Annotated in this window: 8 protein-coding genes; 6 read left to right on the top strand and 2 right to left on the bottom strand. The window is 72.2% G+C overall.

The window, feature by feature from the left end:
- Nucleotides 1–79 precede the first annotated feature (79 nt).
- The gene (locus ACWDYF_RS20260) at nt 80–943 is read left to right on the top strand and encodes a class I SAM-dependent methyltransferase (RefSeq protein ID WP_389465050.1); all 864 of its coding nucleotides are present in this window, start codon (nt 80–82) and stop codon (nt 941–943) included.
- 36 nt (nt 944–979) lie between these two features.
- Here ACWDYF_RS20260 and ACWDYF_RS20255 read toward each other — a convergent pair whose 3' ends face one another.
- Both ACWDYF_RS20255 and ACWDYF_RS20250 read right to left on the bottom strand, forming a co-directional pair.
- On the bottom strand, nt 980–2,971 hold the full coding sequence (locus ACWDYF_RS20255; protein ID WP_389465053.1) for a hypothetical protein: 1,992 nt from the start codon (nt 2,969–2,971) through the stop codon (nt 980–982).
- A 115-nt stretch (nt 2,972–3,086) separates the two neighbouring features.
- The gene (locus ACWDYF_RS20250) at nt 3,087–3,773 is read right to left on the bottom strand and encodes a nitroreductase family protein (protein ID WP_381744451.1); all 687 of its coding nucleotides are present in this window, start codon (nt 3,771–3,773) and stop codon (nt 3,087–3,089) included.
- A gap of 141 nt (nt 3,774–3,914) precedes the next feature.
- Here ACWDYF_RS20250 and ACWDYF_RS20245 point away from each other — a divergent pair, with 141 nt between their 5' ends.
- The 5 genes from ACWDYF_RS20245 (at nt 3,915) to ACWDYF_RS20225 (ending at nt 15,597) form a co-directional block, all read left to right on the top strand.
- Nucleotides 3,915–4,415, top strand: coding sequence for an Lrp/AsnC family transcriptional regulator (locus tag ACWDYF_RS20245; RefSeq protein WP_389465139.1), 501 nt, complete (start codon nt 3,915–3,917; stop codon nt 4,413–4,415).
- A 163-nt stretch (nt 4,416–4,578) separates the two neighbouring features.
- Entirely contained in the window at nt 4,579–7,710 is a 3,132-nt protein-coding gene (locus tag ACWDYF_RS20240; protein ID WP_389465056.1) for an amidohydrolase family protein, read from the top strand.
- Nucleotides 7,711–8,372: 662 nt separating this feature from the next.
- Nucleotides 8,373–11,573 carry a non-ribosomal peptide synthetase gene (locus ACWDYF_RS20235; protein ID WP_389465059.1) on the top strand — a complete coding sequence of 1,067 codons (3,201 nt, stop codon included), beginning with the start codon at nt 8,373–8,375 and terminating at the stop codon, nt 11,571–11,573.
- 37 nt (nt 11,574–11,610) lie between these two features.
- The gene (locus ACWDYF_RS20230) at nt 11,611–14,262 is read left to right on the top strand and encodes an acyl-CoA dehydrogenase family protein (RefSeq protein WP_389465062.1); all 2,652 of its coding nucleotides are present in this window, start codon (nt 11,611–11,613) and stop codon (nt 14,260–14,262) included.
- A 108-nt stretch (nt 14,263–14,370) separates the two neighbouring features.
- Nucleotides 14,371–15,597, top strand: a complete 1,227-nt coding sequence (locus ACWDYF_RS20225; RefSeq protein WP_389465066.1) for a cytochrome P450 — start codon at nt 14,371–14,373, stop codon at nt 15,595–15,597.
- The last annotated feature ends 44 nt before the right edge of the window (nt 15,598–15,641 follow it).

Below are 15,641 nucleotides of genomic sequence, written 5' to 3'. Positions count from 1 at the left end.
GTCCGGCATTGCCGGTACGGGCGTATGCCCATACTGTTTGGGCGTACGCCCAAACCGGCCGTCGACAGCGGGAGGCCCTGTGCCGGACATCGTCAACAGCGAGCAGGAGAAGGCGTGGAACGGTCCCGAAGGCGCCCACTGGGCCCGCCACCAGGACCGCTGGAACGCCGTGAACGGGGGCTTCGACGAGCCGCTCCTCGACGCCGCAGCGATCACCGGAGCGCACCGGAGCCTCGACCTGGGCTGCGGCTCCGGGCAGACCACACTCCTCGCCGCGCTGCGCGCACCCCGGGGGAGCGCCCTGGGCCTCGACCTGTCCGGCCCGATGCTCGCGTCGGCACGGGCGCGCGCGGAGCGGGAGGGCGTCGCGAACGTCTCCTTCATCCGGGGCGACGCACAGGTGCACCCCTTCGAGGCGGGGGCGTTCGACGCGGCGATCAGCCGCTACGGCGTGATGTTCTACACCGATCCCGTCGCGGCCTTCGCCCATGTCCGCCGGGCGCTGCGGCCCGGCGGACGCCTGGCGTTCGTGTGCCCGGCCGACGCCGCGCTCAACGACTGGACGGCGGCGATGGCGTCCCTGCGCGGTCTGCTGCCGGCCGGTGACTTCGGCACACCCGGGCTGCCCGGCATGTTCTCGTTGGCCGACCGCGGCCGCGTCCACGCCGTCCTCACCGCCGCCGGTTACACCGGCATCAGCATCGAACCCGTGCGGGCGTACGGCACTTGGGGGCACGGAGCCGAGGACGCGGCGGACTTCCTGCTCGGTACGGGACCCGGCCGCCACCTGATGGAGCGGGCGGAGCAGGACGCCCGGGACCGCGCCCGGCACACCCTCACGGACCAGCTGCGCGGCCACGAGTCGGACGACGGCACGGTCCGGCTGCTCAGCACGTCCTGGCTGGTCACCGCGGACCGGCCGACAGCGCGCTCGGAGCCGTGACAGCAGGCGTGTTCCGTGGGCGTGGCGCCGCGCACATCAGGGCAGGGCGAGCACGTCCTCGATCGCCGAGCGGATCTCCTCGTCGCGCAGGAAGGCCCGGTAGTCGCGGTACGAGGAGAGGCGCCGGTCGGACTCCCGTGCCGCACGCAGCAGTTCGCGCGTCCCCGGCGACACCGTGCCGATGCCGGTGAGGGCCCGCAGCGCGTCGAGGAAGCAGCCGTAGGAGTCGTCGCCGTCCGCGGGCGGGACGACGTACTCCTCCAGGACGGAGACGCTCGGCTCGCGCTCACCGGTGATCGACCACAGAGCCGGCGCCGCCCGCAACCGCAGCCAGCCGGGGCCGTGTTCCACGGCGTGACGCACCGGACCGGCGTACGGCGCGGCCGCCGGTCCGAAGTCACCGACGAGGCCGACGGGCCCGTACACGGAGCCCTCCTCGGCCAGTACCGCCTCCCCGATCAGGCGCAGCGCCGTGTCCCGGTCGCCGCCCAGACGCCAGACGGCCCACGCCACCTTGAGCCGGTTGCCCGGGTGATCGAGGACCGCGCACCCGCGCACGGCGTCCACGGCCGACGCCGCGGCCGGTCCCATCGCGACCAGCACGTCGACCGCGGCCAGCGACCACCGGGTGTCGCCCAGCAGGGCCACCACCTCGGGGAGCGCGGGTGCCGCGGCGGGGCCCCACGCCGTGAGCACCTCCAGGAGACGGCCGACCGGTGCCCCGTCGGCTCCGCCCCCGCGAAGCCGCGCGCGCACCGCGGGCAGCAGGGCGTCCGCGTGCGCCCCCAGCGGGGTCAGCACGTCCTCGATCTCCGGCAGCCGGGGGTCGCCCATGACGTACGAGCGGGAGTAGTGACCCTCGTACGGCGCGCACAGCCGCTCGACCAGACCCGGCAGCCCGCGCGGATCACCGATGCGTGTCAGGGCCCAGCGGGCATGGTCGCCCACGGTGCCCTCCAGGAACTCGGCCTCGCCCGGATCGTCCAGCAGGGCGGCCAACTCGTCGGCGTACTCGGCCGACCGGGGTCCCAGCACCGCGAGCAGATGGGCCGCCCGGAACCGCACGCCCTCGTCGGGGTCGCGGAGCAGGGCGCCCGCGAGCGGCAGCAGCGCCGGTGCCGCGGACGGCCTGACCACCAGTACGCGCCACGCCTCGTCCAGCGTGGCCCGGCACAGCGGCGCGTCCCCGGTCCGGCGTGCCGCCTCGATGAGCCGTACGGCGAAGGAGAGCGCGGTACCGGGCTCGTCCTCGAACAGCATGGCCGTCCAGGAGACCACCTCCTCGCGGGTGAAGGCCCCGTCGACGTCCGGTGCGTACCACACCGCCTCGAACAGCGGACGCGTGGAGGCGTCCGACAGAACCTCCACCAGCAGGTCCAGCTCACGGACCGGGACCCGGGGGTCGAAGGAGGCCCAGGCGTGCACGGCCGCGACCCGCAGGACGGGATCGCCGGTCCGCAGCACCTCCCGCACCACCGCCCGCACCCGGTCCACCGCCCCGGCACCGGCGGGCCCGCTCCCGGCGGCCGTCCCCAGCGCGAGCAGCAGCGGCAGCCGCACGGCGGGATCCGTCTCGGTGTGCCACCGCTCCAGCAGCGCACCGGCGCCCACCGGGAGGGACAGTGTCTCCCTGCGCACCTCTGGCCGGGGATCCGCGAGCAGCGCCCTCAGCCGGGGCCGCTGGGACCGCCACGCCTCGTGCCAGCCCGCGTCCACCGGTCCGGGCCCGGCCGCCGCCCTCGCCAGACAGGCCACCAGTTCGACCAGGGTGACCCGGGCGCCCATGCCCGGGTCGCAGGCGAGGGCGACGACGACCGGCAGCGCGGCGGTCGCGTCGGACGCCAGGCCCCCGGTGCCCCGCACCAGGGAGCCGAACAGGGGATGGCAGTCCTCCTCGGCCGCCTCGCCGCCTTTGCGCAGCAGGCGCTTCAGGGCGCGCCGCGCCTCCTTGTCCTGGACCTCTCCGAGCAGCGCCCCGAGCCGGTCCGCCGCCATGCCGCCCGGACCGCCGGGCTCCGCGCCTGTCACTTGTGCCCCCGTGCCCGCTCGGTCGGTCTCCGGCGCACATCATGACATCGTGGGCGGCCCGCCGTATCCCGCGCGACCGTGACGGACGGCGGACCGCCGCCGGGGAAAGGGCCGTTCAGGCCAGGCCGGGACTCTCGGCGGTCGCCTCCGCCAGCGACTTGCGCGCCAGGTCCGGGACCTCGCAGTCGGGTGCGGCACGGCCGATCGGGAAGAGGATGTAGGGCCGTTCGTTGCCGGGCCGCCCGCAGATCTCGGTGAGGAAGCCCATCGGATTGGGTGTGTGCGTCAGCGTGCTCAGACCCATGGCGTGCAGGGCGGCGATGAAGAAGCCGCACGCGATGCCCACACTCTCGTTGACGTAGTAGTTCTTGCGCAGCGAACCGTCCGGCAGCGCCGTGCTCTTCTCGGCGAAGCAGACGACGATCCACGGCACGACGTCGAGATAGCTCTTGTCCGCGTCCGTCTCCAGGCGCGCCAGCGCCGCTCGCCACTCGGGCGGGATCCGCCCGCCCTCGTAGTTGACCCGCTCCTCCTCCTCGGCGGCGACCCGGATGCGGTGCCTGGTCGCCGCGTCGCCGATCACGGCGAACTTCCACGGCTGGAGGTGGGCGCCGGACGGGGCGGTGTTCGCCGCGGCGATGGCGAGGTCGACACACGCGCGCGGGACCGGCTCGTCGCTGAAGAACCGCACACTGCGGCGGCGGTCGAGGAACGACACGAAGTCCTCGCCCCGCCGGACCATCTCGGCCTCCCCGTACCGCTCGGGCCGGTACGGGACGAACGGGTGGGTGTGCTGCCTCACTGCTGCTCCTCCTCGGCCGGGGGACCACAGCGTGAGCCATGGACAGCCGAATAGGCAACGCGGCTTCCTGCCTCTTGCTAATCTGACAAAGAACGGGGCCGGGCGATGCCTCGCAGAGCGCAGATCGGCAGGCACAGCACCATGGCACGCCAGGGACTCGACCCGCTCGACGGCCGGATGCTGCGCCTGCTGCGGGAGCGTCCGCGCGAGGGCCTGCTGGAGATCGCCCGCCGGCTCGGCGTCGCACGCGGCACGTTGCAGGCCCGGCTCGACCGGCTGACCGCCTCCGGCGTGGTCACCGGCTACGGCCCGGACGTGGACGTCGCCGCCCTCGGCCACGTGGTCCAGGCGTTCACGACCTTCGAGGTGGACCAGCCGGCCCGCGAGGCCATCGCCGCCCGGCTGCGGGCCGTCCCGCAGATCATCGAGGCGTACATCGTGACGGGCCCCGGCGACATCTGGTGCCGTATCGCGGGCACGAGCAACCAGCACGTCCAGCAGGTGATCGACCATGTCCTCGCCGTACCGGGCGTCCGCCGCAGCACGACGGTCATCGCCCTGAGCGCCGTCGTCCCCCACCGGGTCCAGCCCCTGGTCGACGAGGTGGCCGGTCTGCCACCCGGCCCGGACGTGCGGGAGTGACCACCGACGTCCGTCCCGGCCGCCCGGTACGGAACACGAAGCGGTGTCACCTCGCGTCGCCGCCTCTACGGCACTTCACCCGGCCCGACCCGTGACCCCCCGGCCCGCCGCCGGTTGACCAGGTGGTCGGGTCGGTGGGATCGGGGCACGGGAGGAACGCGCCATGGAGCACGGCACGGATGCGGGGCACGGGTTGGTCACCAGGCGGCGCTTCCTGGGGGCGTCGGCCGCCTCGGTCGCGCCGGTCGGGACGCCCGCCGTCCGGGCGTTCGCCGCGGACGGGGCGGGGCGGGTCCTGACGTACCGCGAGACGACCGGAGGGTCCGTCACCGCGCACCCGGACGGACACACGCTGATCGCCGAGGTGCAGGGTGTGCTGTGGCGCGTGCCGCGTGCGGGCGGCGCGGCCGAGCGGCTGACCCGCTGGGAGGTGGAGGCGACTCGGCCCGCGTTCGCGCCGGACGGCCGGACGGTCGCCCTGTGCGGCTACGCGGGCGGCGCCTTCCACCTGTGGACGATGCGGCCCGACGGCGGCGGACTGCGCCGGGTCACCGACGGCCCGTGGGACGACCGCGGGGCGGCGTGGTCGCCGGACGGCACCCGGCTGGCGTTCTCCTCCGAGCGCGGCGGCGACCCGGTGACCGGCGGCTCCTACGGCCTGTGGACCCTCGACGTCGGCAGCACCCGGCTCACCCGGGTGACGGCAGGCCCCTTCGAGGACTACGACCCGGTCTGGTCCGCGGACGGACGCACCCTGGTGTGTGTGCGCGCCGCCCACACACCGGACGGCGGGAACGACGGCGGTCTCTCACTGGTCCGGGTCTCCCTGGCGGACGGCACCGCGCGGCCGGTGCACACCGCGGCCACCGGCCGTCTGCTGTGCCCGGCCGTGTCCCCGCGCGGCCGGATCGCCTGGCTGCGGCTGTCCGGCGCGGACGGCCCGCCCACCCTCCCGCCGTCCCGGGCCGAACTGCTGGTCGACGGAAAGGTGGTCGCGGCGGGCGAGGACCTGGCCGCCGCCCCGCCGTGCTGGCTCGGCGAGGACCGCCTCCTGTACGTCGCGGACGGCCGCCTCCGGCTCCGCTCCCTGACCACCCCGGCCGTCACCGACATCCCGTTCACCGCCCGGATGCCGGTCCCCGGCCCGCTCCGCCGCGGCGTACGGCGCGACACCTCACGGACCGATACCGCCCCCGTGCCCGTGCGCGGTCTGCACCGCCCGGTGCTGTCCCCGGACGGGCGCCGGGTGGCGTGCGCGGCCCTCAACTCCCTGTGGCTGCTGCCGTCCGGCGCCCCGGACGACGGCGCCGAACCGCCGCGCGAGCTGCTGCGGGCCGCCGGTACGGAGTACGTGCAGATGCCGGCCTGGGCCCCCGACGGGCGCAGCCTGCTGTACTGCACCGACCGCGACGGACTGACGGCCGTACGCAGGATCCGCCTGGACGGCTCGGCGGACGAGGCCGTGACCGGCGGCGGACGCCTCTCCCCGGCCCTGTCGCCGGACGGCACACACCTGGCCTGCCTCGACGTCCACGGCAACCTGCTGGTCCGCGACCTGGCCACGGGCGAGGAACGGACCGTCGCCCGCCCCCTCGCCACCGACGGCCCGCCCGGCACCCCCACCTGGTCGCCGGACGGCCGCCGGGTGGCCTTCTGCGACCGCAACCGGCTCAACCGCCGCTTCCGCGAGGGCTACAACGTCATCCGCGTCGTCGACGTCCGCACAGGCACCGAGCGGCGCCATCTGCCCGCCGCGCACCAGTCGCTGTCCGACCGGGTCGCGGCCGGACCCGTGTGGTCCCCGGACGGCCGCTGGATGGCGCTCGTCGCCGAATCCGCGCTGTGGCTGCTGCCGGTCACCCCCGACGGCACCCCGGCGGGGCCCGCCCGCAGGCTCACCGACGAGCCGGCCGACCACCCGAGCTGGGCGGCGGACTCCCGCACCCTCCTGTACCTGTCCTGCGGGGACCTGCGCCTGCTGTCCCTCGACGACACCCGCATGCCGGGCCTGACCCGCACCCTGACCGGCGTCCCCACCGTGCCCGCCGCCCGCCGCCACGGTCCCGGCGGCCGGGAACCACTGCGCGTCCACGCCGGGCAGCTGTGGGACGGCACCGGGCGGGCGCCGCGCCACGACGTGGACATCCTCGTGCGCGGCGACCGGATCACCGCCGTCGCACCGCACCGCGCGCGCCGACCGGGCCACCGCACGTTCGACGCCTCCTCGTGGACGGTCCTGCCGGGCCTGTTCGACAGCCACACCCACCCCTACCAGGCCACCTACGGCGCCCGGCAGAACCTGACGGCCCTCGCCTACGGCATCACGACCACCGCCTGCATGGGCGGCCCGCTGTACGAGGCGGCCCGGCTGCGCGAGGCCACCGCGTCCGGCGCCTGCCTGGGGCCGCGCGCACTGGCCTGCGCCGAACTGATCGACGGCTCGCGCACCGCCTACAGCATGGGCCGCGCCCACCGCACCGAGAGCGGGGTACGGCGCACCCTGGCGCGGGCCGCCGCCCTGGACGTCGACTTCGTCAAGACCTATGTGCGCGCCCCGGGGACGTACATGGCACAGGCCGCCGAGGCGGCGCACCGGCTGGGGGTGCCGTGCGGCAGTCATCTGTGCGCGCCGGGCCGGGCCGCCGGCCAGGACCTGACCACCCATCTCCAGGCCACCCAGCGACTGCCCTACGGCCATGCCACCACCCCGCTCGGGCACATCCACCAGGATCTGGTCGAGCAGTACGCCGACGGCGGCTTCGCCCTGATCATGACGCCGTTCAGCGCGCAGGTCCTGCTCGGCGCCGACCCGGCGCTCGCCGACGACCCCCGGGTGGACGTCCTCATGCCGCCCTGGGACGCGGCGAGTGTCCACGACCGCGCCCGCACGCGCCCCGGCGCACCCGAACTCGCGGCGCTGGAAGTCGAGTTCGGCGACTACCGGCGGCTGGCCGAGCACGGGGCCCGGCTCGCCCTGGGCACCGACGCGCCGCTGGTGCCGGTCGGCCTCTCCCTCCACCTGGCGCTGCGAGGGCTGCACGCCCACGGGTTCACCGCGGCCGAGGCCCTGCACACCGCCACCACCGTCCCGGCCCGCCTCTTCGGTCTGGCCCCGGACCTCGGCACGGTCGAGGCGGGCAGGCTGGCCGAGCTGACGGTGGTCGGCGGGGACCCCTTCACCGACTTCGCCGCGCTCGTCGACACCGTCGCGGTGGTACGTGCCGGTGTTCCCCACCGCCGGGACGACCTCGTCGCCCGGCGCCACAAGGTGTCTCGGTCCCGGACACCCGTGTGATCGGCCGCGTCGGGGTGTGCACACACACCTGTACATTTCTGACGATGTGTCGGACGGAGGGTGGCTCGCGGTGGGCGGCCGCCGCGATGACGCCGGACACCGCCGCGGCGGGCGGGCGGCGGGTGCCGGGCAGGGCGGGGGAGCAGGGGCGCGGCGCGCGGCCGTCCACGGCCCGCTCCGCCGAGCGCCCGCGGACAGCGGGACCGGCGCCGGAGGGGGGAGCCCGCCGGGCCGTGGCCCGGTGCGAGCGAAGCGGACGGCCGGAGTTCTCCCTCCGTCGCACAGAGATCCGGCCGCATCAGCGAAGACTCGGCGGAGGCGTTCCGGAAGCGGAAGCGGTACCGGGCGCAGGCGGATCTTGAAATCCGTCGCGCACCGCTCCGCGCCGCCGGGCCGTTCGATACCCAATCACCCGGGTAAACCATGGAACTTTTACAAGTCCGATCGCAGGATCTTACATTCCTGGCTGCCTTGACCGCCTGGTGTCCGTGGGGCAGGGTATGCGCCGGGGTCGGACGTGCCTCGTGTTGCACGATCACGTGCCTGCACTGCTGAAATACCGCAGAACTGCTGCTTTGTATCGCCAATTGACGTCAAGGGAGCTTTGTGTGAGTTCAGTGCATGACGGTACCGCGACGGAAAAGAAGCAGTCACTCGCAAGCATGTTGGCACGTGCACGCGCCCGGGTCACCGACGGGCCGCGTCCCCGTCAGGACCGGAACAACGTCCCCCTCTCGTACTCGCAGAACACCTTGTGGTTCGTCGACCGGTTGCGGACCGGAATGTCGACCTACAACGTCGGATTCCTGTTCCGTCTCGAAGGCGATCTCGACGTAGACGCGCTCACCGGTTCCGTCACGAGCATCATCATGCGGCACGAGGCGCTGCGTACCTATGTCCTCGTGGAGAACGACGAGTATTTCCAGGGCATCGTGGAGAGCCCGGAGATCGTCGTCGAGCGGAAGTCCGCGCAGTCCGAGGAAGAGGCCGAGCGGCTCATGGCCGAACTCGGCGACACGGTGCTCGACCTGACGCGGTTCCCGCTGTGGCGGGCCGCTCTGGTCACCGTCGGCGACGACCTGCACTACTTCGGCTTCGTCGTCCACCACATCATCTTCGACGGGGTGTCGACCTCGATCTTCTTCGAGGAGTTAGAGCAGGAGTACAACGCCCGAAGAACCGGCACCACCCCCAAGATCGAGCCCCCCACCGTGCAGTTCGCCGACTTCAGCGAGTGGCAGCGCAAGCGCATGAGCGCGGGGGCCTGGCAGGAGAGCGCGGACTACTGGGCGGATACACTCAGCCATGTTGATGTCATGGACATTGCAGGTGACCGCCCGCTGCCGCCCGAGGCGACCTACGAGGGGTCCGCGCAGGAGAGCAACTGGCCGGGGCTCGCGGCACAGGTGAACGATCTCGCCTCGTCGCTGTCCACCACCCCGATCACCGTCTACGCCACGGCGATGGCCTGCCTCTTCCACCGGTACTCGGGTTCCGAGGACGTCATCTTCGGAATGCCCACCGCGAACCGCTCCGAAGTCGAGTGCGAAAGAACCGTCGGCTTCTTCATCAACATGCTTCCGCTGCGCTGCCGCATCGATCCCGACGAGACCTTCAAGGAATGCCTCGCGGGAATTCAGCGGCGGTTCCGCGACGGCCAGGCGCACGGACAGCTCCCGCTGGAGGAGATCATCGCGGGCGCCGGTGTCAAGCGCGACCCCTCGCGCTCCACTCTGTTCCAGTACACACTGACGATGAACGAGTGGGCGGAGCCGCTCCGGCTCGACGGAATCAAAGCCGACGAGAAAATACCGGAGACCTCGCGCGCGAAGTTCTTCCAGTCCTGGACCGTCACGCAGAACGGCCCGGATCTGGAGATCAATATCGGGTACAACACCGATATATTCGACCGGGCGACGATCGACACCATGCAGCGGGTCTTCGTCGGAATTCTGCGCAGGGCGATCTCCCTTCCCGACCTCAGTCTGCGGCAGTCCTGGGCCCATGACGAGGAATCCCGCGAAACCCAACGGCGTTTCGGCAGCGGACGCACGGTCCCGGCGCCCACCGGAAATGTCTTCACACATTTCTGTGAGATCGCGGACACATACGCGCAGCGCGTGGCCGTCAGCACCCCCGACGAGGAACTGACCTACGGTCAGCTGCGGCGGCGCGCCGAGGCGATCCGCGCCCACCTCGCCGCGCACGGCGTCGGCGCCGGCGACCGGGTGGGCGTCGCGCTCACACCGTCACCCGACTTCCCCGCGACCGTACTGGCGCTGCTGGCACTGGGCGCCGTGTATGTGCCGGTCGACGCGATGAATCCGCCGGGCCGTATCGAGGCGATCATCGACAACGCCGAACCGCGGCTCGTCGTCTGCGACGCGACGACGGCCGGGGTCGCACCCGCCCTGGAGTCACGACTGCCGGCCGGACTCCCGGACGCGGCGGACACCCCCGGCACGGCCCCGGGCGGGGACGCCATCGCCTACCTGATGTACACCTCGGGCAGCACGGGCACCCCGAAGGGCGTACTCGTCAGCCACGACAACATACTCGGGTTCATACGCAACGTCCGGACCCTGTTCGAACTCACACCTGAGGACCGGTTCCTCGGCTACGCGTCCTGCGGATTCGACGTCTCGGTCTTCGAGATGTTCGGCGCCCTGCTCACCGGCGCCTCGCTCCACGTCGTACCGTCCGCGATGCGCCTGGACATGTCGGGCGTCCAGCGGTTCCTGGAGGAGCACCGCGTCACGGTCACCGACCTGCCGCCGTCGGTCATGAAACTGCTCGACCCGGCCCCGCTGGACGATCTGCGCATCGTGTTCGTGGGCGGTGAGGCCTTCTCCCACGAACTCGTCCGGGCCTGGGGCAAGGGCCGGCGCATCTTCAACGGCTACGGCGTCACCGAGTGCACCGTCACCAGCATCGTCGAGGAGCTGAAGGAGCCGCTGTCGGCCGCCGCCCTGCCCATCGGCGCCCCGATGGACAACCATGTCGCGTATGTGCTGGACGAGCAGAACACACCCGTGCCGCAGGGAGTCATCGGACAGCTCGCCATCGGCGGCGTCGGACTGGCCGCCGGATACTGGCACCGGGACGAGGACAACCGGCGGCGGTTCATCCAGGACCCCGTCGGCGACGACCCCGAGGCGCGCCTCTATCTGACCGGTGACCTGGTGCGGCTCAACGGCGACGGCCGCCTCGTCTACGTCGGCCGCGCCGACAAGCAGGTCAAGATCAACGGCGTGCGGATCGAGATCGGCGAGATCGAGAGCGTCATCCGCGCCTTCGACGGGATCCGCAACGTGTACGTCCAGGTCCAGCAGGTGCAGGACCACAAGCGGGTCGTCGCCTACTGCGCCACCGGCGCAGCGCGCGATGTGTCCGAGACGGCGCTGCGGGAGCACTGCCGCAGGTATCTCGTCTCCACGATGGTGCCGAGCACCTTCCTGGTGCTGGACGAACTGCCCGTCAACGCCAGCGGGAAGATCGACGAGCGTGCCCTGCCCGGAGTCGACGCCACCGCCGAGCCGGAGCCCGAGGAGCGGCTCAGCGACGTCGAACGGCAGATGCTGACCAAGGCGTTCGGCCCGATCCTCGGCCGCACCGACTTCGCCAAGAACGTCAGCTTCTTCGACCTGGGCGGGACCAGCTTGCAGGCCGCCCAGCTGGTCTCCAAGATCAAGAAGATCTTCGCCACGGACATCTCCCTGGCCGCGTTCTTCGCGGACTCCAGCGTGCAGAGCATGGCCCTGGAGGTGGAACGGGCCCGGCTGGCCGGACTGCCCCCCGAGGAACTCGAGAAGGTCATCGAGCAGATGTCCGAAGAGGACGTTTCCCGACTCCTGGCCGAGTGAGCAGCCGGACATCGACCACAAGGGCAGGGAACACGTGATGCAACGTGAAGGGGAACGCCTGAACGCCTATCTCCGGACGAGATCGGCGGGGGCGGACACGACGAGTCTCATCGAACTGAGCCGGCCGGACTCCTCCGGCCAGGTGCTCCTGTTCGCCCACCCGGTGGGCGGCAGTCTGCTGGCCTACCAGCCGCTGGTCAGACGGCTCGGCGACCACCGCTGCTTCGGCCTCGAAGCCTCCGCGAGGACACCCGGCGACGGCGGCCCCGCCGCGTCGATGCAGGAACTGGCCCGGCGCTACGTCGAGAGCTTCGCCGGCCGGGGACCCGAGGTCGACGTGGTGTGCGGCTGGTCCTTCGGCGGCGCCCTCGCCTGGGAGATCGCCTGCCTGCTCGCCGCCCGCGGGCGCCGTCCCAGGGTGGTGCTCCTCGACTCGACGTGGTCGGGCGGCGTCTACCCGCGCTGGACACCCGGCGACGCGGTACGGGCCTTCGTGGACGACGTGTCCAGGCTGAGCGGACACGACGGCGAGAGCGCGCCGGACACCCGGGCGGAGGCCGCCGCCGCACTCGACATGGACCTGGAGACGTTCACCGAGCGCTTCGAGATCTTCGAGCACAACCGACGGCTCATCTGCGAGTGGGAGCCCACACCGGGAGACCTCGACGTCGTCTCCGTGCGCGCCGAGGAGTCCGCCAAGTGCGACTGGCGCACGGTGACTTCGGGCAGCGTACGCTTCGAGGACCTGCCCGGCGACCACTACGGCCTGCTCCGGGACGACGGCAACCTCGCCGCGATCGAGCGGGCCGTCCGGGACGAGCCGTCGGCCGCGGCGGCAGCCGTCCCGCACCCGGACGACCCGGCGGCCGAGGCCGGCGAGACCGCTCTGCACACGTCGCTGAAGCAGCTCGTGGACACGCCCCACTGGCGCGACCTCGTGATCAGGGCCCGGCGGATGGACCCCGACGCCATCACCGAGGCGTACCGGGAACTCGGCCGGCGCGGACTGCTCACCCCGGACTGGCCGGGCGAGTACGGCGGCGCCGGAACACCCACGCGCCGCGCCATCGAACTCTTCGAGGGTTTCTCCTCGACCGGCCTGCCGGACCTGGTGTACGCGCTCACCGTGCAGATCGTGGGCAACTTCGTCCTGAAATCCGGCTCCGAACGGCTCAGGCGCGAACTGCTCCCGCGCATCGCCCGCGGCGAGGAGTTCGCCACCGTCCTCTACAGCGAGCCGCGCGCCGGGAGCGACCTCGCGGCGCTGCGGACCAGGGCGGAACGCCGGGGCGAGAACTATGTCCTCAACGGCGTCAAGGTGTTCAGCATCTACAGCGACATCGCGGGTTCGGCGCTGGTGGCCGCGCGCACCGGACAGGACGGGCACAAGTACGACGGCATCACCCTCTTCGTCATCGACCTGGCGGCCGACGGCGTGAGCGTGGAACTCGTCGAGACGGTGCAACGCGAACGGATGTGCCGCGTACGCCTCCACGACGTCGAGGTCGAGAGCTGGCGCCGGGTGGGCGACGAGGACCGCGGCTGGGCCCTGCTCGACGGCGCCCTGGCCATCGAACGCACCGGCATCGACCATGTCGTCAGGGCGGCCCGCTGGCTGAAGGCACTGCACGCCACGACCGCACCCTCCGCACGCCTGCGGCGGCTGGAGGGCCAGGTCGAGTGCGCCACGACCCTGGCACGCGCGGCCACCGAGGTCTTCCTGCGCGCCGACGTCAGGGCCACCGACACCGCCGTCGCCAAGCTGTACACCAGCGAGACCTGCCAGCAGGTCGGGCACGAGGTGCTGCGCCGCTGGAGCACCCTCGCCACCGCGCCCGGCGCGGACGACCTGGTCCACGAGGAACTCTTCTCGGCGCTGACCGAGTCACCCGGACTCACCCTGTCCGCGGGCACGTCGGAGATGATGCTGTCCACCCTCTCGGCGGATCTCAAGGAGGAGTGCTCCCGGCGCTGCCTGGAGATCCTGCACCGCTTCGGCGGCGACCTCGTCGACACCGTCGTGGAGGTCCTCGAACCCGAGGGCGCCCGCATCAAGGCCGAGCCCCTGTTCGCCCACTCGGACGAGCGGCGCGAGGCACTGGCGAAGACCCTCACCGACCTCGGCTTCGACCTGGTCGAACGCCCCGAGGACGAGGGCGGTCTCGGGCTCGGCCTCACCGCCGGCTGCGGCATCAGCCTCGCCATGGGCTACCTCGGGTACGAGAACGCCTATACCCCGCACCACTTCGCGGGCGACGGCGGCACCCGGGCCCCGCACGGCCCGTGCGCGCAGCGCGCGTGCAGGCTGCGCCACGCGGCCTACGTCCTGGGCCTCGGCATCGGCCTCTTCCGCACCGCGTGGGAACACGCCGTCGTCCGGGAGCAGTTCGGCCGCCGCCTCGTCGACCACGACTCCCTGATGTTCCCGCTGATCCGCGGCTACGCCGAGCTGACCGCCCTGGGCGCGCGGCTCCACGAACTCGCCGAGCACGCGCGGGACGCGGACGAGGACGCCGTACGGCGCTTCGAACTGGTGGAACAGGACGCCCTGGTGCGCGTCGTGCGTGGCGCCATGCAGGTGCTGGGCGCCCAGGGCATCACGGAGTGGTCGGTCGGCTCCCGCTTCTACATGAAGTGCGCGCAGAACATGGGACTCCTGGACCACGAGGGCATGGTGGCGGACGGATGACCCGGGCGGCGGAGCCGCCGCGAGCGGGCCGCCGGTGAACCCGGCCCCGGCCGGAATGCACGAGCAGTGTCCGCGTCACCCCACCCCCCATGCGAAGGCGGTCTTCCGATGCGAGTCTCCCTCAAAGGCCCTCAGCCCTCGGACACGGCGTCGCCGGACGTCTACGAGGAAGCGCAGTACGCCGAACGGGACATGCACGCGGTCTGGCAGGAACTGCGCGACAGCGGCGGCCTGCACCGCCAGCGGACCCCCGACGGACAGGAGTTCTACGCGGCGACGCGCTACGCCGACGTCCGCGAGGTCCTGGGCGATCCCGGGACGTACTCCTCGGCGTACAGCACCATGCTCACCGTACGGGGGGACGGGGACGTCGCGGCGGGCGCGGCGATCCACCTCACCGACCCGCCCCTGCACTCCGAGATCAAACGCGCCTTCACCCCGCTGATGACCGTGCCGGCCGCACAGCGCCTCGAACAGGGCATCACGGACCGCATGTCCGAGCTGTTCGAGACCGTGCGCGGCCGGGAGTCGTTCGACTTCTGCGAGGCGATGGTCACCCTGCCCATGACGATCACCGGGGAGTTGATGGGCATTCCGCAGCAGGAGTGGACCACCACCGGCCGGGCGACGGTGCGTGCCATGGGGGGAGCGGACCCGGCCGGGTCGGAGTACCAGCGCCGGTTCGAGCTCTTCGAGGCGCACACGACGATCATGACCGTCCTCGGCGAGGTGCTGGAGGCGAACCCTTCCGGGGACACGGTGAGCGGACGGTGCCCGGTCACCGCCCAGGTCGTCGGCGACGAGACCAGGGACGTCGCCCTGCTGAACGCGTACGCGTTCCTCATGGGCGCCAACCCCACCGTGCCCCAGACGATCAACCAGACGCTGATCCTCCTGGCGAGCGACGGCGATCTGTGGTCGTGGTTCACCCGCCAGGAGCGCACCGACCAGAGGTTCGTCGACGAGGCACTGCGCTGGGCGAGCCCCGTCAACCACGTCCTGCGGCGCACCACCGCCGACACCGTGCTCGCCGGGACCGAGGTGCCGGCCGGTTCGCTGGTCTCCGCCTGGATCGCCTCGGCCGACCGCGACGAGGCGGTGTTCGAGGAGCCGTACGCCTTTCTGCCGGACCGCTCCCCGAACCAGCACCTGGCCTTCGGAGTCGGAGTGCACCGCTGCATCGGGCAGCACGTCGCCGCCCTCGGCATGCGGATATTCTTCGATCTCTGGCGGAAGAATGTCCGTTCCGTGTCGCTCGGCGGAGATCCCGGACATCTCATCTCGAACTTCTTGAACGGCGTAGTGTGTCTGCCGCTGACAGTGACCTGGAAATGACCGGGAATGACCGGCCGGGTCGACTGAGAAACCGCGGAAGGCAG

The sequence above is a fragment of the Streptomyces sp. NPDC003284 genome, assembly GCF_053589675.1.
Note: the sequence above shows the minus strand (reverse complement) of the source record. Positions and strands in the feature narration are given on the sequence as shown.